The following is a 22293-nucleotide window of genomic DNA, read 5'->3' as shown; positions in this document are numbered from 1 at the left end:
AACTCTCCATCAAATCCCACAATTATTTGAAAATGAATATCAGACTTCATATATCAACGGCTCTCGCGTGTACAGCGGCATTGTTCTCGTCATGCGACGGCTATCTCGATGTCGAGCCGAAGGGACGCACCCAGCTCGAAACCACTGATGACTATCTCGGACTGCTCGAAGAAGTCTCGCCTAACTATGACCATGCCAACAGCCTCAATATCTGCAATGAAGCCTCATGGTATAAGGTTGAGGAACTAAAAAACTACACCTCGCCACTGCGATCGGCCGGCTTTCTCTGGAACGAAGACTATGACCGTGCGGCTGTCACAATCAACAGCTCTCTTTATAATAACTGCTACAACCGCATCACTAACTTCAATGTCATAATAAGCAACATCCACACAGCCAAAGGGCCTGACTCTGACAAGGCTCTCGCTATGGCTCAGGCCAAAATCATGAGGGCATACAACTATTTTTTCCTCGTCAACACGTTCGCCAAGCCATACGATCCGGCAACTGCCGATAACACCAACGGCATCATCATCCGAGAAAAAATGTTTGAAAGCATTGAGGAAAAAGGTGTCCAGCAGTCTGTCGGCTATACCTACAACTTCATTCAGAAAGACATTGACGAAGCCATTGCCGACCTTCCGCACACCGCTCTCAACTCTTTCCGACCTGACAAAACTTTCGGCTACGCGTTTAAGGCTAAAGTCCACCTGTTCAAGCGCGAAATCGACGAGTGTATAGCAGCCTGTCTCGACGCTCTCGCCGAAGCTCCGGCCGGAAAGCACGAACTTTGGGATATGAACGATGAATACAACCGCTATTCCCCTCAGCTGCTGATGGCCTATGGTACAGACAGAGCAATCGACCGACCCGAGTTCATGGGGCTCAACGACGCAATCGAGAGCATCTGGAAAAACGGTGTCCAAAAAGGATATGACGCGCCAGAAAACCTTCTCTATCAGTTTGGCACTACCAACAACGATCCCTTTCCGATGTATCTCACAGCCGATGTCATCAGTCTTTTCGACCAGCAAGCCGACCTGCGCATGCTCTACTGTCTCCGCTACCGCCGTTCGCACGAGACCGCACCTGAAGGCGACCGCGAGTTTACATCAATGGGCATCCGCTGGAATCCATCGGGAATGCGCCTTTCGGAAGTCTATCTGATGCTTGCCGAATGCTATGCACGCAAGGGCTCGCCGGCCGACATCGCACAGGCTATGAACTATCTCGACATTATCCGCTCGCGCCGTAACATCAGAAGCCGTTACACACGTCTGACCACTTCCGATGCGGCCGAAGCGCTGAAATTTGTCCGTGAAGAGCGTAAACGCGAACTTTTCTTCACCTACAACGGATTTTTCGATCTCCGCCGCTTCTGCACTGAATTCAACGAGACTCTGACAAAAGAATTCGAAGGCGAGACCTATACGCTGGCGCCGAATTCGACACTCCTCACCTTCCCCTTCCCTCTGAAAGCCATGCAAACAAGTGACCTTAAACAGAACAGCAAATGAAAAAAAATCTCAATGTGGCCGCTTTGACGATAGCGACCCTAATCGCATCAGTCCCGGCATACGGTGCTGCTCCGGCTACAGTCTCCGTCATAAACCGAGGCGGTGAAAAAATCTATTTCCAGCCGGAAGCCGCCCTCGAATATTCACAAGTCACTGCCAACGACACGGTAATTACCGTTACTGACTCGCCGGCATATTACCGTCTGATTGCCGAAAACGGCAATTTCCATCCCGTATTCATCACTCCGGGTTCGACGACAGAAATCACAGTCGGCAATGACGGCAACGTTGCCGTCAAGGGCACTAACGAGAAGGAAAACAGCTTTATCAGCAGCCATCCCTACATCTGCCGCACGCCAAAGACCATCAAGCCTTATTCATCGGAATGGATCGCCTATAACGAATCGGAAATCTTGAAACTCGACTCTCTGATTGACGCTGCCGGTCTGGATCAGGAATTTGCAGCCACCCACAAACTCTATAACCGCTACACCTTCCTTAACCAACGGCTCGGTGGAGTGGCACTCGCAAAGGTGTTCCGCCCCAACGGACAGAAGGTGGAAATCAGCGACGATTTCTATAATTTTCTTGACACGCTGACATTCAGCGACGAGCGCATACTGAGAATCCCGAAATGGTTTGATGTTGTAAACAAGGCCATTGAGACAAAAGAAAGCCGTGGCCTGATACCCGCCATAAACGAATCATACATGACTGTCTACGCCAAGGCTATTGACAACGAGAAAGTAAGGTCGCATTTCCTCGTCAATCTGCTCGCTCTGACACTTAAGCGCAACTATCTGAACGACTTCAGCCGTCAGCTGCCTGAAATCAGACCTCTCATCACTGATGCCGGTGCAAGCGACCGGATCGGTGAGCTTGAAAACGAGTATGCAGAAAAGACACGTGCCGCAGCAAACGTCGCTGCCGGAACACAGATGCCCGATTTCATATTCAAGGATGTCGACGGCAAGGAATTCAATTTTGCCGATTTCAGAGGCGATTATGTAATAATCGACTTCTGGTTTACGGGCTGTGCGCCATGCCGTGCGGAAATGCCATACTTCGACGAGGTTGCAAAAGCATTCGACGGCAAGGGTGTAAGATTCATTTCCCTCTCGGTCGACACAGGCGACGAGCTTTATGCCGAATGGAAAAAAATGATGCGCGAAAAGCCCCACGCACCGGGAGTGCTGAGCGTCAATCTTCCCGACGGCTTCAATTCTCCGCTGCTCAAACAGCTCAACATCCACGGAGTACCGCGAATCATGCTCATCGACCGTGAGGGACGGATAGTCGAAAGCTATGCCAAACGCCCCTCAGACCCGAAACTGCGCCAGCAACTCGAATGCCTCACTGCTAAAAACTGAAATTCGAATAACCATACTTACGCCACCGAAAGAAACTCTGTCATCTCCCGGTGGCGTAAAAGTGAAGTCCCCGGCATCGCTGCCGGGGACTTCACTTTTAATTTCAATACTAATCAATTTCACCTTACGACTGAGGCTGATGTGATACTTAAATGCACGATTTATTATTTCATTATAGCGGAGTTTGCGCCTGACTGTTCGCCGACCTCATTGCCCCGTTTTACCTTTTTACCATAGCCGAATGTATAAGTGACAGCCACGTTGATACGTGGATGTGAGTTTGTGCCGATATTTTCCTTATATCCGGTATATAACGGTGTTTCGGTAATAGTCTTGGCGCAGCTCCAGCCCTTGTTAAAGAAGTTGGCGGCCATGACCCGTATATTCCAGTCGGAATTTGCCCAACCGACTGTCAGACTATGAAAGTTCCTGCCCTCATAAATATGCGGGGAGATGGATGACATCTGCTTTTCGGGCGATTGATAATATGCCTTAAAATAGAAACTGTCGAGGTAATATGTAGCTTGTGCGGTTACAGTGAACGGATTGTATGATTTACGGTATATGCCGGTGGATTTGTAGAACGCCTGTCTTGGGCTTGCGTAGAGCTGCAATTTTCCCCCAAGCAGTTTCCAGTTGGCGGCAAGTCCGATTTCCTCTTTGATGTAATTGCCGTTATTGCGATAGTTTCTGATGAGAGCCTGACCGTCATTATACGGATCATATACCACAAGTTGCCGGTCAAAGCATTCGAAGAAATTACTAAACGCACTCATGCCGAAAGCATTTGACGGCATCCACGTATAGGCAAGATTAAGAGAGACATGCCGGCTGTTTTCAAGCAAAGGATTGCCGGTGATGTACATGAATTCATTTTCCTGAAGAATATCAGATGCCTTCTCAGCTATACCCGGGCTGTTGGTAGCATATTGAAAATAAGCCGAAAAAGCATTTTTAGCGTTTGGCGAGAGGCGGAAATTCAGATGTATGAATGGATATATGTCATTGTATTTTTCTCCGTTTATGTCACTTTCTTCCCAGCACACTCCGGCATCAGCATAAAGGCTGATTTTCTGAGTCTGAAAATTATAGCAAAGTGATCCGGCCGCAAAAGAATTATGAAAGCTGTCATAGTAATTGTTCGTGCCCGAGTAACGCAACCTGTTGATATGGTCACCGCCGTTTATTCCGAGCATAGCCGTATGCTTCTGACCGATATGCTTACGCAAGTATGTGTCAACACGATAATTATAGGCATTCTCACGAGCGTTGCGGATTATTTCAGATGAGTTCGAGGTGGAGTATGACAGATAGTCGTTGCTGTGCGTGTAATTGAAACGCGGTGAGATGTCAAACGAAAACCGCTTCGGCAAAGAGAAAAAGAACGAACCTTGATATGCGATGGTATTACTGCGGTTCGGATTGCTCCTGTCGAAAGTGTAGTTTCGTTCATTGCCCGGCTGATATGTGAGACTACCTCTCTGGTCATAGGTCGGAACGCCTGAATGGGTAAATCCGAAAGTGTTGCGTATCTGGATTTTTTCAGATGCGTATGTAGCCCGAAGAGTGACTGGATATTGGCTCTGTTTATAATGCGACCCGTCAAGCGCTTCTGTACGGGTCAGCTTGTAATCAGCCCCATCCTCGTCTTTGAGCGAGTAGATACCTTTTACGGTATTACCTCCATGATGGTTGTTCCAATGGCTGGCTCCTACATACAGGTCGTAAGTCATTTTCTTATATGAGAACTTAGAGAAAATGTTGTTGCGGGTTGAAAATCCCATAAGAAAGTTTTCATTTGTGGTCAGCTTTGTGTAGCCACCGTAGTCGTATTCATAAACAATGATGTTGATTACACGCTGCGCCCCTCGAAAACGCGGATCGCTCGGAAATTCAAGATACTCGACTTTCCTGACATCCGGCATACGCATACCTTCCATTTCCTCCTTTGACGCTTCGAGATAATTTATAAAGATTGCCACGTCAACTCCTGCATTGTCGGTAACCGCATCGCTGACAGGATTTATCTGAAGCTGAGGTATAGCCATCTGCCGTAGAAGATCGACTGCGTTTTGCGAAGCGTTCTTTTGTCTGACTGTCGGAATATAGGTCGTAGAGGTCGGTGAGGTGCGTTGCATCTGCGCTTTAACCACAACTTCGTCAAGTTCTTGAGTCTTGATGCTGTCAGACTTTTCGACATCGCAGATATAGCTACTGAGGCGCAGAATATAGATGTGATAATTCGGTTTGGCATAATATAGTCAGGTTCTTATTTTGCAAATTTAGGTATTATCCTATAAAAACAGGTTTTATTTCACAAAAATAGGTATTATCTCGAATATATAAGTCAACAAATGTTGATTTTTCAACTTTATTTTTATCAAAAAGGAAATAGTGTGGCTGTTATGAGTGTTGATTGCCAAAAGCCATAGCCGGGTCAATATCAATCACGATTTTATATAGACAAACAGGTTTGTAGGTTCTTTGAATGTTAACTTTCAACGTCATTTATGTAACATATCCGAAATGGATGATAATTTTCTTTCATCCGTTTTGCATTATCACACCTTTTCAGGAATTCCGGCATATTGATGTTGAAGAAACAAAATTAGCCTGTTGCACGTTTTTCGTCGTGCAACAGGCGTCAGCGCATAAGGGAAATTGTATGAAAGGCTTAATCCTCTTTCTGAGTAAGCATGGAAACCGCAATCTTGTCGATACGAGCTCTGTCCATGTCTGCTACCTCGAAGCGGAAACAGTTCCAATCGAATATGTCGCCCACTGACGGAACACGCTTGAGATTTTCGATAATCAGCCCTGCCAAAGTTGTATATGACGCAGGCTGATAAAGATCCTCGCGGTCAAAAAACGAAAGGAAGTCATAGACAGAACATTGCCCGTCGACCAGCCATTCGTCCTTGTCTTGCCGCTTGATGATTACAGGGCCGTTCATCCCTTCGGAAGTACATCCCACAAGGCCGTCGAGAATGTCACCGAGCGTGACAACTCCCTGAAAACACCCATATTCGTCATAGACGAGTGCAAGATGCTCGCGTGTGCGCTTGAATGTGTCGAGAGCGTCGTAGACCGTCATGCTTTCCGGAATCGAAAGCCCCGACGACAGCTGCCGGCCGATATTGAAATCAGGCTGTCCGAGCGTAAGAATTAGCTGTTTGAGCGAAACCACTCCACAGATTTCTACCCTGTCATCGTCAAATACCGGATAGGTCGAATGAAGCTCATCGGCAAGCACTTTGCGGATTTTTTCCTCATCCATTCCGATTGTCAGACATGCCACATCCTTGCGGCTTGTCATTATGGCTTCAATCCTGCAATCGCCGAGCACGAGCGCGCGCTCCATAATATCCTGCTCGACCTCGCGAACCTCGCCGGACTCAGTGCCTTCCTGAATAAGCGACTTGATTTCCTCCTCAGTCACTTTCGACGCATTCTCTCCCAGACGAAGAAGTTTCACGATTCCGGCAGTGGAAACCGATAGTAGCCACACTACGGGATAAGTGATTATAGAGAGCATTTTCATCGGTCCGGCAACAATCTTGGCTATCGTATCGGCACGTCCGAGTCCTATGCGCTTGGGGACGAGCTCGCCAACGACAATCGAGAGATATGTCACCACAGACACTATCACAACTTTCGACAGCGTAAGCGCAAGCCGGGGGGCAACTCCGGCTGCGGCAAGCCAGTCGGCAAGCTGTGTAGCGATTGTCGCTCCTGAAAACATACCCGTCAGGATTCCTATCAGGGTTATGCCTATTTGTACAGTCGAGAGAAAACGGTCAGGTTCGCCTGCGAGCTGCAGGGCTGTGGCCGCGTTGCGGTTGCCGTTGCGTGCATCGGATGTCAGTTTTGATTTACGTGCTGAAATCAAGGCTACTTCCGACATTGAGAATATGCCGTTTAGAAGAATAAGTGCGATAATTATTATAAGATCGTCCATGCGGTATCTGGAAAAACATAAATTTGTTTAATTGATAACAATATTTAGCCTTTATTTGTTTTCATTGAGGCACGGATGAACCGTGGATCGAATTGTCCTTCTCCTTATTCATGAACCGCACAAGTATAAAGCCGATAAAAAATATGAGCAATGTGCTGATTACAATGCTGAGATTGATATGCACGAACTGCGGAAGCCCCATCCAATCGGTCAGTTTAGTCTGCAATGCGATAAGAATCAATGAAGCCACACCGACAACCACACCGGGCACCACATGCTGCTTCTTGGCCTTGGGACATAGATAAGCCAGCAGGAACATGCCGAGGACACCGCCGGAACATACGCTGCTTAGCGCCCACCAAGCGTCAAGCGCATTGTCGACAAGAAGGAAACATAGAGCAACACCGATGCCGAGAACACCTACAGCCACACTTGCAAGACGAAGCACAATGACCTTGCGCTCATCGCTCGCATTTGGAAACATATGTGAATAGAAATCGGTCAGCACAATCGTGCCTGACGATGTGACACTTGTGGCCACAGTGCTCATTCCTGCACAGAAAATAGAGGCGATCAGCAGACCGATCAGTCCGACGGGAAGTTCATTGATAATAAAATATGGAAACACATAGTCACTTTTTATGCCCTCGGGCAGAGAGCCGGGGTTAACATGATAGAACGCGAACAGACATGAACCGATGAGAAACAGGATGAAATTGACCGGCAATGTGAGAAGCGAGCCCCAGAACGCACTCTTTCTCGCCTCGCTCAGCGACGGAGCTGCACAATAGCGCTGCGTATAGCTCTGGTCAATTGCAAAGTTGTTCAGATTGGTAAACATACCGTAAATCAGACAGACCCAGAATGTGCTTTCGACAAGACTGTCGCCAAAGCTGCCGAGAGAGAACTTGTTGTTCTCCATACAGATTCTCAGAGCTTGTCCCGGACCTTCGGGCATTCCTTTGAAAAGCATTACAAGACAGATGATAGCACCGACTATGAGAATAGCACCCTGAAGAGCCTCTGTCCAGATTACTGATTTCAGACCGCCTTTCTGGCTGTAGAGGATGATTCCTATACCTGTCACTGTAACAACAAGAGGAATGCTCCACCCCATCAGTACATTCATCGGGACGGCAAGCAGAAACAATATAGCTCCAGAACGACACACCTGTGTGAAGAGATAGAACACCGACGCATACAGACGTGCCCAGCGGCCAAAACGTTTTTCAAAGAAACTGTAGGCACTGATGCTTCCGAGAGAGCGGTAAAAAGGGACAAAGTAACGCATGGCCAAAAGTCCGGCCGGCAGAATAGAGATTGTGAACACAAAGGCATTCCAGTTTCCTGTAAACGCTGATGAACAATAGCCTAAAAAAGAAATCGAGCTACAGAACGAAGCAAATATCGAGAGGCCGACCACCCATCCGGGCACTTTGCCTCCACCACGGGTAAACTCATCGCTACTCTGTTTCTTACGTCCGAAAAGATAACCGAACAATATGGTTCCGACTGTAAAAACAAGGAATACGACAAGGTCTATTATATTCATGATACGAGAGATAGGGTAATAGTAACGTTTGTGTATAAATAAGAGAGGGGAATGAGCAATATTACTTAAAATATAAGAAAATCAAAGGATTATCTTGCCATTTTCAATCGGGAGACGGTCAAGTGCTTCCTGAATCCTGCGACGTTCGGGTTCATTGAACTTGTGGAACGGAGCTGCCACAAAATCATCCTTGATGACACCGAGGAGCGAGCATGCACACTTGAGACCCTTCAGATAGCTTGAGCCGTGCTTGCCGACGCTATAGATTGTAGTGCTGATCTGCATGATGATCTGCTGGAGGCGCCACACTTCTTTGACATCTCCTGCCTTGGCTGCGTTATACATGGCCACATAAAGCTCGGGGAACATATTGGCACCGCCGTTGATACCGCCGTTAGCGCCGAGAAGCACACATTCGCCGGTCACTTCCTCGGGGCCCATGAGGAGCGCGAAGTCGGGAAGGTCTTTCATCGTATACATCACCGACTGGAAATACGGTATATTGGCAGAGCTGTCCTTGAAACCTACCACCTTTTCGTTTTCAGCGATGCGATGGATAGTCGCCGGTGAGAAGTTGACCTTCACGTGGCTGGGCATATTGTAGAGGAAAAGCGGAAGCGGGAGCTCCGGAAGCATATCCTCGTAGAATTCTGCAAGCTCAGGCTGGCCGGTAGCAAAATAGTAGGGTGCAGCGCTCACGACAGCCGATGCACCGCAGTCGGCGGCAACCTTCGCGAGATTGACGCTTTCGACAATTGAAGTGTCGGTCACACACACCAGCACAGGGAGACGACCGGCATTGATGCGGCAGGTTTCTTTGATCATCTCTTTGCGGAGACGGTAGCTAAGGCTCTGTTCCTCTCCTGTAGTGCCAAGGATGAAGAGACCGTGGACACCACCTGCAATGAGATGTTCGATAAGATTTTCAAGACTTGCGACATCGAGAGTGTCGTTGCCGAGAAGTGGAGTCACAAGAGGAGGAATGATTCCGCTAAGTGGAGATTTAAAGGTTGTATTCATTTGGATTGGTTTTATAGACATGCAAAAATAATAAATTCCGTCGGGCGGGACAAAAATAAGTCGGATATTGTCGCGTCCGACCGGCTTATTGTATTATGACAGTGGTTTCAATGGCCGTTGAAGAACACGTAAAGTCCCACCATCACGACAGCAAGAGCAAGCCATGCCATCTGAACGCTGAGCGACATCCTGCCTTTTATGACAGTCATCGGCGCACGCTCGACTGTAGCTTTATCCATCATGCTCACAGCGATCATAGTTATGATAAGGACTACGAATATGAGGAATGAAAGCATCATGAAATGGACGTGCTCAGTGGCATTGGGTATTACCCACAGGTAAAGGACACCGCATCCGATGCTGAAAATCGTACCGAATGTCAGGACTATGTTTGCAGCAAGTGTCGTGCAGCGCTTCCAGAACACACCCATGACAAAAACTGCCGCCATCGGAGGCGCGATGAAGCTCAACACCGACTGGAACACATTGAAAAGATCCATGCCTTTGATATTGTCAACGGCTATCGTAATCAGAATAGAGACGAGAGCGCCGACTACGGTCACAATATGGCCGGTGCGCACGATTTCGGCCTGTGTAGCCTCGGTGTTGATATTCTTGACATAGATATCCATCGTGAACACGGTGCTGAGGGCATTGAGAGCCGAACCGATAGTGCTAATGAGAGCTGCTGTAAGCACAGCAATCACAAGTCCTACCATTCCGACCGGGAACAGGCTCGAAACAAGTGTCATGTAGGCATGGTCAGGCTCGATTATGGCATCGCCGAAAAAGCCTTTTTTCCAAAGCGCGAAGCAGACCACTCCGGGAATGATATAGATAGCTACGTCAAGTATCTTCAGCCAGCCGGTGAAATTCGCTCCTTTCTGTCCTTCATTCAGGTCACGTGCCGCAAGTACGGGCTGAACCATCGACTGGTCCGTGCACCAGAACCACAGACCTGAAATCGGATAGCCGAGAAGAATCGGTAGCCACGGGAACTCCTTGTGGTCGTTTGGCTGGAAGAGATTCCAGTAGTGCGAGGGGACTACACTCGAATCTGCCAGAGTGTTTATGCCTCCCACAACGGACTCTCCGCCGAGATGCCAGATGCCGACAACCGTCAGCGTCGCCGATACGAAAATCAGCAACACCATCTGATAGACATTCGTATAGGCTATCGCCCTCAGTCCGCCAATGATAGTGAAGAATGCCGAAATCGCAAGCAGGATGAACGCAGAGAACCACATCGGAATCCCGAAGACCTGACGGATGATGATGCCACCAGCAAAGAGTGTCAGCGCAAGCCATGAAATCAGCACGGTGACTATCGTGTACCACGCAAGCATGTTACGCGTCGATTCGCCGAAACGTTTTCCCATGAATTCAGGAAGAGTCGTGATTTTCTCTCCAAGATAGCGGGGAGCAAACACAAAGGCGAGTAGAGCTATGAACACAAAGGCATACCACGCATAGTTGCCTGACACTATACCGGCCGCGAAACCGGCGCTCGCCGAGGCTATGAGCATCGATGGTCCTACATTAGTCCCCCACATGGAGAATCCGATATGATGCCATTTCAGAGAATTTCCGGCAAGAAACTTGTGAGAGCCTTTCTTGGTCTTCGAACTTGCCCACAGGCCAATGGCCAGCAGCACGACAAAATAGGCAATCAGGACCACCCAGTCCATCGGCCGCATTGATAAATCATTCATTTTATATTTTCATTAGATTTAGGTAAATAAAGCATAAATGTGGATTAATGAGTCAACAATCGTGAGTGAGTCACACTCACGCGCCGACAAGTCGACGCGCGAGTGCAACCGCAGTATTAGCATTATCACTGTAGCCGTCTGCACCGATTTCATCCGCAAAGGTCTGGCTTACGGGGGCACCGCCCACCATCACCTTCACTTTATCGCGGATTCCGGCTTCTTCAAGCGCTACGATGACATCTTTCATATAGGTCATTGTAGTGGTTAGGAGGGCGCTCATGCACAATATATCTGCCCCGCTCTTACGAACCTCATCGACAAAGGTCTCGGCGGGCACGTCTATACCTATATTTATGACCTCGAAGCCACAGCCCTCAAGCATAGAGGCTACAAGATTCTTGCCTATATCGTGGAGGTCGCCTTTGACTGTTCCGATGACAACCTTTCCGAGCGTAGCGGCTGCGCCGCCTGCAAGCATCGGCTTCAGAAGTTCAAGAGCTGACTTCATGGCGCGTCCGGCCATGAGCAGCTGCGGCACGAATGCCTTGCCGTCCTGAAAACGCTGTCCGACCTCAGCCATAGCGCGTATCATCTGGCCGTTGATTATCTCCTGAGGAGCGACACCTTTGTCAACCAGAACCTTGGTCGCAGCAGCAGCGTCGTCGGCCTTGCCGGAAAGGATTGCCTCAAACACAGCGTCGTCGCTGACTGCCACAGACTCAGGATTCATATTGGCCGGAGGACAGCAGTCGCAGTTCACACCGTGGGCAATCACAGGCTCACGGTAACGCGTTTTTTCGCCAGACTTGATTTCTGCCACATCCGATTTCAGTCCCGGGCAGTGAGGCGAAAGCCACAACCCCTTGACCGGCTCTGTGATGCGTGCAAGTGCGGCAATATGCTTATCGGTCGTTCCGCAGCAACCGCCTATTACGTTGACCACATGTCCGTCGAGCAACGGCCACATGGCAGCCTGAAGCATTTCGGGCGACAGTCCATAGTTGCCGTTGTCATCAGGCAGACCGGCATTAGGATATGCGCTTATCCTGTAGTCGCATTCAATGCCGAGACGGACAAGCAACGGAATCATCTCACTGATGTCTCTCACACAGTTCAAGCCGACAGAAAGGACTGGAACATCTTTAAGCCCGGCTATGAATTCGCTGACCGACTGGCCAAGCATATTGTATCCGTCGGGAGTCTTGACAGTGAAACTCAGCATCAGCGGCAGTGTCTTTCCAGCCTTGCGCATGGCTTTGACTGCTGCCTTTATGGCCGCATCGGCATTCTTGACATCAAAAATCGTCTCTATGAGAAGAATGTCAACGCCTCCTTCGATCAGTGCCGAAGCTTGTTCCTCGTATGCTTCAAGAAGAATGTCGTAGCTGAAAGTGGCCCATCCGGGCTGTACACTTTCCGTATTGAGCGAACAAGTCTTGCTTGTCGGGCCCATTGAACCGGCAACGAAACGAGGCTTCCACGGAGTCTTGCGAGTGTATTCATCGGCCAGTTCACGAGCGAGACCGGCAGACGCAAGATTTATTTCACGGCATATTCCATCGAGCCTGAAATCGGCCATTGAAATGCGCTGCGCGTTGAAAGTATCAGTGCTGATTATATCCGCGCCGGCTTCAAGATACTTGCGGTGAATATCACGGATGATGTCAGGCCGTGTTATCGACAGCAGGTCGTTGTTACCTCGCAACGCACATTCGTGACTGCCGAATCTCTCTCCTCTGAAATCATTCTCTGTAAGTCCGCAGGACTGTATCATCGTCCCCATTGCGCCGTCAAGCACGAGCACACGTCTCTCCATAGCCTTGAGCAGCGGGGATTCCTCATCGATTACAAGAACCGAAGGAGCGTCCGCTCCGGCAGCCTCACTTTCAACTTTATCAATTATGCGCTCGACCTCTGCATCGGCATCAAACACATCCTGATTATCGGATGTCAGTTTCATCACATCCGAATCATCACGCCGGGCAGCCGGGCGGTAACGGTATTCCTCAACAATCCTCATCGCCTGCTCGACCTCGGCCTCATTGTGGAAATCCATTTCAAGGTGTACGCCGTTGCCACCGATATTGTCAAGGAGAGGCTTAAGTTCATCGAGAGTCACCCAGCAAGCCATGATGCTCTTACCTCCGTCAAGGATACGGCGGTAAAGGTCATACCACTTCGGTGATCCGCCCTGAGGTTCGCCGACACCGGGAGTCCACTGGATGGCGTTGAGTTCCTCGACTTCAAGGAGCGCCGGCAGATGGTGGAGCGCGCCTACACCGTCGAGGTGATAGAGCGTATAGTCAATCCTACGGCACTGCTCACGGATGAACGGCTGCACGAAACGGCGGTAGTCCTCGACGCTTATCATAGTCGAGATATCGCTCTGGAGTTTCGACATGCGGCCGGGGGCCCACGACGAGAAGTAGCAGAATGCCATTTCGTCGCCTTCGCGTATTATATCGTAAAGCTCGTCATAGACACGGAAATATATGTCGTTGATCTGCTGCATCTGGCGTTCGAGCACTTCGGGCTGCATCACGGTGTCGAGAAGCACCTTGTCAGTACCCTTTATGGCCGCAAGTACATCAAGACCTTCCATGAGGTCAGGCATACCGACATAGTAATGTCCCTGAGCCTTGGCCTTGCATGCCTTGAGAAGCTCTTTGTGAAGAATCCAGTTTGGATGGTTCTCGTCAAACTTTATATCGTCCGTATAGTCTGGGTCGGGGTGAATCCAGATTGTATCAGGACCGCCCTCGAACACACCGCCGAGTATCGCGGCAAGCGAACCCGGACCAAGCTGGGTATTGGCTACCGGGAGCATGTCGGCTTTCAGCGAACTGTGTGCCACATACCAGTCGAGATATTCGGCACGCCACTTCGGGTCAAACCATTTCTGATTTAAATCAGCCGGTGAAGCCGGTGCGGGAATATCGGCGTGAGGCTTGACCCCTTCCTGAAAATGCTCCCACATGTTGAGCACAATCCCTTTGTGATTCCACCAGTCTATATAGTGTTGCTTGGTTTCCTCAAGATTCTCTTTCCAAGTATTCATTTCTGCGGAATTTATTCGTTAAACAGTTTCTCGTTCCATATACCCTTGAATTCATCGTCGACATGGAGGCTGACAGTCTTGGCCATGTCCATCTGGTCGGTGCAGTCAACGGCTTCGGGATAGAACGGTATGTCGCTGCCATATTTAACATAGACAGGCATCTCGTCGAGTGGAACTTCGACATCTTTCAGCCAGCGACCTCCATCGGCCACTTCGCCTGTAAAGAAATTCACCCATTTGCCTTCGGGGAGATATATGTCGCGACGGTTTTCTGAATTCATGACGGGAGCGACGAGGAAACTGTCACCGAAATAATATTCATCGTCGATGTGACGGCATGTACGATCATCGGGATGATGGAATATCAGCGCCTGCACAAGAGTCGAACCGCTTACGGTCGCTCGCTCGCTTTCGGCATAGATGTATGGAATCAGACCGTAGCGCAGTTTCCACCATTTTTTCACAATCGGAGCAATCGCGGGATAATGCCAAGGCTCACGCTTGCTTGTGCCGTGATAACGGATATGCGACGAGAATACGCCGAACTGCGTCCAGCGGACATAGACATCATCGTCAACAACAGAGTTCATGAAGTTGGGCAGAGTGTGGAAGCCCGGCACGTCATGACTCCAGAAAGCGAATCCCGACAAGCCGAAATGAAGGCCACCCTTGAGTGATCCGGCCAGACCGTCCCACGAACTGCATGAGTCACCGCCCCAATGGAGAGGATAACGCTGACAGCCGGCCCAAGCAGCACGCGCCCACACGATGCCGTCGCCGGTCACATCCTTTGTAATCTCGTATGCGGCCTTCTGATAGAGGAGCGCATAGAGATTGTTGAGAAGCTCCGGTTTCATACCTTTATATACGGCATCCATGTGAATGTTTTCACCGAAGTCGGTCTTGATACATACCACCCCCATATCGAGAAGCTCTTTAAGCAGACCTTTGTACCACTCGGTAGCGGCAGGATAGGTAAAATCAATAGTTCCGGCATAGTCAAGAGCCGAGAAGTTCGAACCCTCTGATGCCTGCTGCTTCGTAAGCGGGGCTATATAGTCGTTTTCGCGAGCCTCGTCAATCTGTTCGGCATCCTTGGCCACGTATGGGAGCTGCCACAGCGACACACGGAATCCCTTGTCGCGCAATCCCTTCAGGAATCCTTCCGGATCAGGGAAACGCTCGGGATTGAATTTCCACTCGCAAAGCCAGTCGGTGCGGAACCAGCCTGTATCGAGATGGATCACATCGCAGGGATAGTGCTCTTCACGCAGACGGTCACATATTCCGTCGACCTCATCGGCGCTGAAATATGTCATTCGGCTCATCCACACTCCGAAACTCCATAACGGTGGCATGGTGGGATAGCCTGTCAGGTCACGGTAGCCTCTTACAATCTCCTCGATTGAATCACCACCGATGACGAAGGCATCGACAAGCGCCTGGTCGCTCATAAACTGAACCGAGCGTGCCGAATGTCCGGCAAGCGAGAGCTTACACCACGAGGTGGTGTGATAGAATGTGCCATACATGCGGCTCGACACATAGAACGGGATGTTTTTATATGTGCGACGGTTGTTGACACCCTGACCATCCTGATTTTTCAGGAAAAACGTCTGACCGCTAAGATCCATCTTGGCGAATCGCTCGCCCGTACCGCCGAAACATTCATCGGGCTTACATTCAAACGAAAGAGTCGCACGCTCCTTCTTGCCGTCAAGCTTGCAATAGGCAAGCGGGAGTGCATCGTAGCGTGGTGGCGAGAAATGGTCGTAGGCAGCAAGACGCACTTCACGCTTTCCGTCGGGGAAGAGCCGGAGATCAAGAGTCTCCTGCGGATCGGGGAGCAAGGTGCTCCAACGGTCAAGAAGCGGCTCGCGCATGTTGATGACCGCGCGGCGTATGCCATCGGCTGTCGATATGATCCACTCGCCATCATTGAATTTCGCGTCGAGAGGCATTTTAACAACACGCTCGCTGAGCATAAGCATCTCGGAATCGTCGGTCATCTCAATCTCTCCGAAACCCATGAACACACGGGTTATCTTCGGTCCGTATTGCCGTATGATAAGTGTATGGTTCTCACGCGGAGCCGATTCATCGGCTGCCATATCGTTGGCAAGCACCTGCTTCTGAAAGGGAACAGTAACAAGGACATCGCCGTCCCTTACTTCTACCGCAGTCGGGCTGCAGGATTTCCATAGCGATTCGTCGCGCTTTAAATCTACGTCAAAGTCAAGAAAATCAAATAAATGATAATTGGTCGGTTTCATTTCTGTTGATTATCGTAATGTTTTTTCTATGTTTTCTGCTATCGCAAACTTATATAAACTGTCAAAATGCAGACTGATAAAGAACTGTCTGCAAAATCTGAATGCCGGACATCAGGCTGATGAATAAGCGTCAGCGCTTCTCAGGCAGATTCAAATCAAGGCTGATATGCGGACCGTTGTCACCGACAACAAGCTTCGGACCTGGACGGTTATAACCGAACTCAGCATCAGGACAATGATTGCCATCAACGGTATAACCGTCGGTAGCTTCGTCAAAATAAATATAGAAAGCCCTGTTGTTTGTCGCATAAGGGGCATCAATCAGATTGTCTATACGGTTGCCGGCTATCACTGAACCGGGCTGGTTGGAAAGAGTGTATATACCTCCCGCGTCATAGAGCTGGGCGGCGAAATGGTGTACATGGTTGCCGGTAATGCGGTTGTTCGACATTCCGCTTTCAAGAGGAGTCCACCCCCACCCCACGCAAATGCCTGAATAGTTCAGATGAGAGACTTCATTGTCGGCTATCGTCACATCCCTTACATAGCCCGCACCGATGCCCACACATCCCCAGTCCTCGTTTGTCGCGTCGCGGATAATGTTGGATTTCACACTGATGTTGCGGCATATATCGCCGGCAACAGACGGAACATAGGGTACATGGGTCTCGAAACCGCCATCGGGGAAAGCTCCCATCTGCAAGGCAGTGCCGCCGATGTCTTCAAAGAGGCATCCTGTGACTTCCGAATCACTCACGGCTGTCACATAGTCAAGCCCGGTAGCCCCGAGATGACGGAAAGTGCAGTCCTTAAAATCGATATTGCCCGCATGTCTCACAGTTATTGCCGCCTCAGGGCGTGCTATCCAAGCCTGATTTTCAAGCTCGGCCTTTTCGGGAAGACCGGGAATATGGAGCTTATAGGCATCAAGCAGCCGGAAACCTCCCTGCAGAGTCACATGGCCTTCGACCGACGGGCGCAGCCATGCAGCATGCTCGAAACCGACATTCTCAAAACGGATATTGCCGACATTGCGCTCTCGGCTTCCTTCGACCGCGACAATGGTCTCAAGCAGAGGGATTGTCACCTCCGCGCCGTTCATATCGCCGTCAGATTCCACAGGATAGTAATAGATTCGTCCCGAAGGATAGTCCTGATACCATTCTCCGGGTGTATCGAGCAATTCAAGCGCATTTGCAAAGAAGAAGGATGAATTTCCACGCTCGCCGCCAATCACAGGCTGAGGCCACGGGTGGTCGAACTCCAGACGGCTTTCAGGATCGTGAAACGAAACGACGGTGTTGCCGTTGCCGTCGGTGACCATGTCTTTCACTCGAAGTATGGCTATGGCCCAGCGCTGATGGACGAACATTTCGAGCTGTCGAGCGGCAGACAGGTCGACAGAGGGAGCGGGAACGGTAATCGTGCGGCCAGCAGCGTTGAAATCAACCATACGTTCCATTACTCCGGGTGCGAACTGCGAAGCGCGCTGCGCCTTGCGTCCGTTGACATAGAGCTGACGGGTCTCGACTATGCGGCTGGCTGAGAGCGGTGCTTCGGCAACCCAGATTTTGTCACGCAGATGTCCGGCGACACGCGGATCGTCACAACCCTTTGTCCAGCCTTTGACCTCAACACCTCCGCTGATGACGGCTGTCTCACCTTTCGGCGCACAGATTACCGTGGCCGATTCAGGCGTACCGCTGTCCTCGGGACGCAAAAAAAGCGGGGTGGCCTGGCGATATACACCACCCTCAAGTATTATCCTAATGTCGCCGGCGGCTTCCTTGGCTTTCAACCGACGCCATTCACGTGCACGTTTCAGCGCCTCGCCCACCGATTTCAATGGCCGGGCGACAGTTCCGGGAGCGTTATCGTCACCTTTCAATGCCGAAACATAGATATTTCCTGCATGTGATCCGATAGCCGACGCAAGCACTAAAGCAATAAGTAGAGTTAAAAATCTCATGGTATTTTGTTTAGCTCTAAATTTAATTCTTACATAATGTATGACAAAAGTACGAATTCTCAATGAAATTGAAAAATATTTATAGAGAATTCAGCTGAAAAGAAGTATATTTGCAGACAGAAATCAAAAACATGCGACTACAACATATTGTAAAAAACCATGAAAATTAATATGACCCGCTGGATGCAGGACATTATCAGGCGCAAAGATATAGCTGCGATACCTATCATGACTCATCCGGGAATTGAAATCATAGGTGAAACCGTCCTCCGGGCCGTGAGCGACGGAAATGTCCACCACAAGGCGATAGAGGCTCTGGCAAAGAAATATCCGACCGCAGCCGCTACCGTCATAATGGATCTCACGGTAGAGGCCGAGGCTTTCGGCGCTGAAATCTCGTTTCCCGAGAATGAAGTACCCGCCGTCATAGGCCACATGCTCAACTCGCCAGAGGATATCGAACGGCTGAAAGTCCCCTCTCTCCGCGCCGGGCGCGTGCCTGAATACATCAAGGCCAATCTACTGGCTGCACGCTCGATAACCGACCGTCCCGTGCTTGGAGGATGTATCGGCCCGTTCTCACTCGCAGGACGACTTTACGATATGTCGGAAATCATGATTCTCATCTATCAGAATCCGGAAGCCGCACATACCCTTCTCGCGAAATGTACGGAATACATACTCCGCTACTGCAAGGCACTGAAGGAAACAGGTGTCAACGGTGTGGTGATGGCCGAACCTGCCGCCGGACTCATGTCTGACGAAGATTGCAAGCGCTTTTCATCAGACTATGTAAAACAGATAGTCGATCAGGTGCAGGACGATTATTTCACAATCATTCTCCACAACTGCGGAAACACGGGCCACTGCACCAAGGCTATGGCTGCAACAGGTGCGGGAGCATATCACTTCGGCAATAAATGCGACATGGCCGAAGTGATCCGCGAGATTCCACCCACAGCACTTGCTATGGGCAATCTCGACCCGGTTTCAGTGTTCAAGGAATCCACTCCTGAGGCCATGCACAAGGCTACGGCCGAATTGCTCGGACGCATGCGAGACTATCCGAATTTCGTCCTGTCGAGCGGCTGCGACACTCCCCCCACACGCCGTTCGCCAACATCGACGCATTTTTCGAGGAACTTGAAGAATATAACAGAAAGAACTCATAACCATCCGATAATCCCTAAAGCTGCCTATGATCAAACGCGAGCTAAATTTCGAAGACCTTGCCATCGGACTGCCTGAAATCTACGAGCAGATGGGCTATGGCACGGCTGCACCCGATGCAATGACCGTCGGAGAGACAGACGAAATGCTCGCATGTGTGGCCCGGTTCGTGCGTCCCGGCTTCTGTTTCTTCGTCACAGACGGAAAGCTCGACCCCGACAGCGCCACTCTCACCGTCATGGGCAGGGACTTCTCGGTCGGACGCATCATAAGCCGGCAACTGCGCGGTTCGTCGCGCTACACATTCTTCATCGCGACCGCCGGCACAGAGTTTGAGGAGTTCCAACACAAGCTCATGGACGACGGCGACATGGTGAAGGTGTTCATTGCCGACGCGATAGGCAGCGTGATTGCCGAAAAGGCCGCCGACTGCATGGAGGAGGAACTGCAACGCCTGCTCGATCCGTCAGGATGGCGGCACACCAACAGGTTCAGCCCGGGATATTGCGGATGGCACGTCAGCGGACAGCAGGATCTGTTCAGGCTCTTTCCGGAAGAAAAGCCCTGTGGGGTGGCGCTCACGCCGTCAAGCCTGATGACACCCATAAAATCGGTCAGCGGTGTCATCGGACTTGGTGAAAACGTAAGGAAACTGGAATACTCCTGCGGACTCTGCGATTTCAAGCAATGCTACAAACGCAAAATTCCGTCGCGCAGATAGAGACATTATCAGTTTTTTTCTGTAGTTTTGCACAGCATACACCTATAAATACACAACAAATACATAAATAAAGAATAATAGAACAACAAAAACCAAGAAATATCATTTCAGTATCATGAACACTTACCCTAAAATCGGTATCCGTCCCATCATCGACGCTCGTCAGGGAGGCATCCGCGAAAGTCTTGAAGACAAAACAATGAATCTGGCCAAAGCCGTGGCCAACCTTATATCAGCCAACCTCCGTTATCCCGACGGTTCGCCGGTTGAATGCGTAATCGCCGACGGAACTATCGGCCGTGTGCCCGAAGCTGCGGCATGTGCGGAAAAATTCGAACGTGAAGGCGTAGGCGCGACTATCTCGGTGACATCATGCTGGTGTTACGGCTCTGAGACAATGGACATGCACCCCCACTGGCCGAAGGCCGTATGGGGATTCAACGGCACAGAACGTCCCGGCGCCGTATATCTCGCAGCCGTGCTCGCCGCCCACGCTCAGAAGGGTCTTCCCGCGTTCGGCATCTACGGACACGACGTGCAGGATCTTGACGACAACTCGATTCCCGCCGATGTGGCCGAAAAGCTCCTTCGCTTCACCCGCGCAGCCCTCGCCGTCGCTCTCATGAGAGGCAAGTCTTATCTCTCTGTCGGCAATGTTGCAATGGGTATCGCAGGTTCGATCGTAGACCCCGACTTCCTTCAGGAATATCTCGGTATCCGTGCCGAACAGGTCGACATGACCGAAGTTGCCCGCCGCATCACACTCGGCATCTATGACCACGAAGAATATGAAAAAGCAATGGCTTGGACCGAAAAATACTGCAAGCCACGCGAAGGCGAGGATTTCAAGAACCGTCCCGAAAAGAAAAAGACCCGCGAAGAAAAAGACGCTGACTGGGAATTCGTTGTGAAGATGACCCTCATCATCCGCGACCTCATGCAGGGCAATCCCAAACTCCGTGAAATGGGATATCTTGAAGAAGCACTCGGCCACAACGCAATCGCCGGCGGCTTTCAGGGTCAGCGCCAATGGACCGACTTCTATCCCAATGGTGACTTCTCCGAAGCGCTCCTCAACACTTCATTTGACTGGAACGGCATCCGCGAGGCATTTGTATTCGCTACCGAAAACGACTGCTGCAACGGCATCGCAATGCTTTTCGGCCACCTTCTGACCAACCGCGCACAGTTCTTCAGCGACGTCCGCACCTACTGGAGTCCCGAAGCAGTGAAGCGCGTTACAGGCAAGGAGCTTACAGGCCGTGCAGCCGACGGTATGATCCACCTCATCAACTCGGGCGCCACAACTCTCGACGGAACAGGACAGGTGTCTGACGCAGAGGGCAACCCGATGATGAAAGAACCGTGGGAAATGACCGAAAGCGATGTTGAAAAATGTCTCGGCGCTACCACATGGTATCCCGCTGACCGCGACTACTTCCGTGGCGGCGGCTTCTCGTCGAACTTCCTCACCAAAGGCGGAATGCCCGTGACCATGATGCGACTCAACCTCGTCAAAGGTCTCGGCCCGGTGCTACAGATTGCAGAAGGATGGACCGCCGATGTAGATCCCGAAATCATGAAGGTGCTCGACATGCGCACTGACCCGACATGGCCAACCACTTGGTTCGTGCCCCGTCTCTGCCCCGACCGCGACGCGTTCAAGGATGTATACTCAGTGATGAACAACTGGGGTGCAAACCACGGCGCGATTTCCTACGGCCACATCGGTGCCGACCTCATCACCCTCGCTTCGATCCTCCGCATCCCCGTCTGCATGCACAATGTAGAGGACGAGAAGATTTTCCGTCCTGCGGCATGGAATGCGTTCGGAATGGATAAGGAAGGTTCTGACTACCGCGCATGTGCAACCTACGGTCCTATTTATAAGTAATTAAAGTTTCGTCATAGAAAGGGATTTTGCAGTAGCATGTCACACACACTGATGACACTCTGCAAAATCCCTTCTTACT

12 protein-coding genes and 1 pseudogene are annotated in these 22293 nt (G+C 50.4%); 5 read left to right on the top strand and 8 right to left on the bottom strand.

Features of this window, described 5'->3' with window-relative positions:
- Positions 1 to 32: 32 nt before the first annotated feature.
- Positions 33 to 1517, top strand: coding sequence for a RagB/SusD family nutrient uptake outer membrane protein (locus tag E7747_RS09670; RefSeq protein WP_136415652.1), 1485 nt, complete (start codon positions 33 to 35; stop codon positions 1515 to 1517).
- Complete coding sequence (locus E7747_RS09665; protein ID WP_136415651.1) at positions 1514 to 2887, top strand: TlpA family protein disulfide reductase; 1374 nt, start codon at positions 1514 to 1516, stop codon at positions 2885 to 2887. Before E7747_RS09670 ends, E7747_RS09665 begins: the two co-directional genes overlap by 4 nt.
- Before the next feature lie 164 nt (positions 2888 to 3051).
- Here E7747_RS09665 and E7747_RS09660 read toward each other — a convergent pair whose 3' ends face one another.
- From E7747_RS09660 to E7747_RS09625, 8 genes are all read right to left on the bottom strand, one after another.
- Positions 3052 to 5025 carry a TonB-dependent receptor gene (locus E7747_RS09660; protein WP_136415649.1) on the bottom strand — a complete coding sequence of 658 codons (1974 nt, stop codon included), beginning with the start codon at positions 5023 to 5025 and terminating at the stop codon, positions 3052 to 3054.
- A 536-nt stretch (positions 5026 to 5561) separates the two neighbouring features.
- Positions 5562 to 6845, bottom strand: coding sequence for a hemolysin family protein (locus tag E7747_RS09655; protein ID WP_136415648.1), 1284 nt, complete (start codon positions 6843 to 6845; stop codon positions 5562 to 5564).
- 61 nt (positions 6846 to 6906) lie between these two features.
- The gene (locus tag E7747_RS09650) at positions 6907 to 8397 is read right to left on the bottom strand and encodes a sodium:solute symporter (RefSeq protein WP_123614310.1); all 1491 of its coding nucleotides are present in this window, start codon (positions 8395 to 8397) and stop codon (positions 6907 to 6909) included.
- A gap of 81 nt (positions 8398 to 8478) precedes the next feature.
- The gene (locus E7747_RS09645; RefSeq protein WP_136415646.1) at positions 8479 to 9417 is read right to left on the bottom strand and encodes a dihydrodipicolinate synthase family protein; all 939 of its coding nucleotides are present in this window, start codon (positions 9415 to 9417) and stop codon (positions 8479 to 8481) included.
- A 107-nt stretch (positions 9418 to 9524) separates the two neighbouring features.
- Complete coding sequence (locus E7747_RS09640) at positions 9525 to 11129, bottom strand: sodium:solute symporter family transporter (protein WP_136415644.1); 1605 nt, start codon at positions 11127 to 11129, stop codon at positions 9525 to 9527.
- Between the two features lie 76 nt (positions 11130 to 11205).
- Entirely contained in the window at positions 11206 to 14187 is a 2982-nt protein-coding gene (locus E7747_RS16790; RefSeq protein WP_136415643.1) for a homocysteine S-methyltransferase family protein, read from the bottom strand.
- An 11-nt stretch (positions 14188 to 14198) separates the two neighbouring features.
- Entirely contained in the window at positions 14199 to 16460 is a 2262-nt protein-coding gene (locus E7747_RS09630) for a glycoside hydrolase family 31 protein (RefSeq protein ID WP_136415641.1), read from the bottom strand.
- Between the two features lie 130 nt (positions 16461 to 16590).
- Positions 16591 to 18429: a right-handed parallel beta-helix repeat-containing protein gene (locus E7747_RS09625; protein WP_136415639.1), complete on the bottom strand. Its 1839-nt coding sequence runs from the start codon at positions 18427 to 18429 to the stop codon at positions 16591 to 16593.
- Positions 18430 to 18588: 159 nt separating this feature from the next.
- Between E7747_RS09625 and E7747_RS09620 the strand changes: the two are divergent.
- The 3 genes and pseudogenes from E7747_RS09620 (at position 18589) to fucI (ending at position 22214) form a co-directional block, all read left to right on the top strand.
- Positions 18589 to 19601 (top strand): annotated as a pseudogene (locus tag E7747_RS09620) (uroporphyrinogen decarboxylase family protein).
- A 26-nt stretch (positions 19602 to 19627) separates the two neighbouring features.
- Entirely contained in the window at positions 19628 to 20320 is a 693-nt protein-coding gene (locus tag E7747_RS09615) for a vitamin B12 dependent-methionine synthase activation domain-containing protein (RefSeq protein ID WP_136415637.1), read from the top strand.
- A 115-nt stretch (positions 20321 to 20435) separates the two neighbouring features.
- Positions 20436 to 22214 carry an L-fucose isomerase gene (gene fucI / locus E7747_RS09610; RefSeq protein WP_136415635.1) on the top strand — a complete coding sequence of 593 codons (1779 nt, stop codon included), beginning with the start codon at positions 20436 to 20438 and terminating at the stop codon, positions 22212 to 22214.
- The last annotated feature ends 79 nt before the right edge of the window (positions 22215 to 22293 follow it).

Source organism: Duncaniella dubosii (assembly GCF_004803915.1).
Taxonomy (GTDB): Bacteria; Bacteroidota; Bacteroidia; order Bacteroidales; family Muribaculaceae; genus Duncaniella; species Duncaniella dubosii.
The sequence above is the reverse complement of the archived record's forward strand: the minus strand, read 5'-3'. Positions and strand labels throughout refer to the sequence as shown.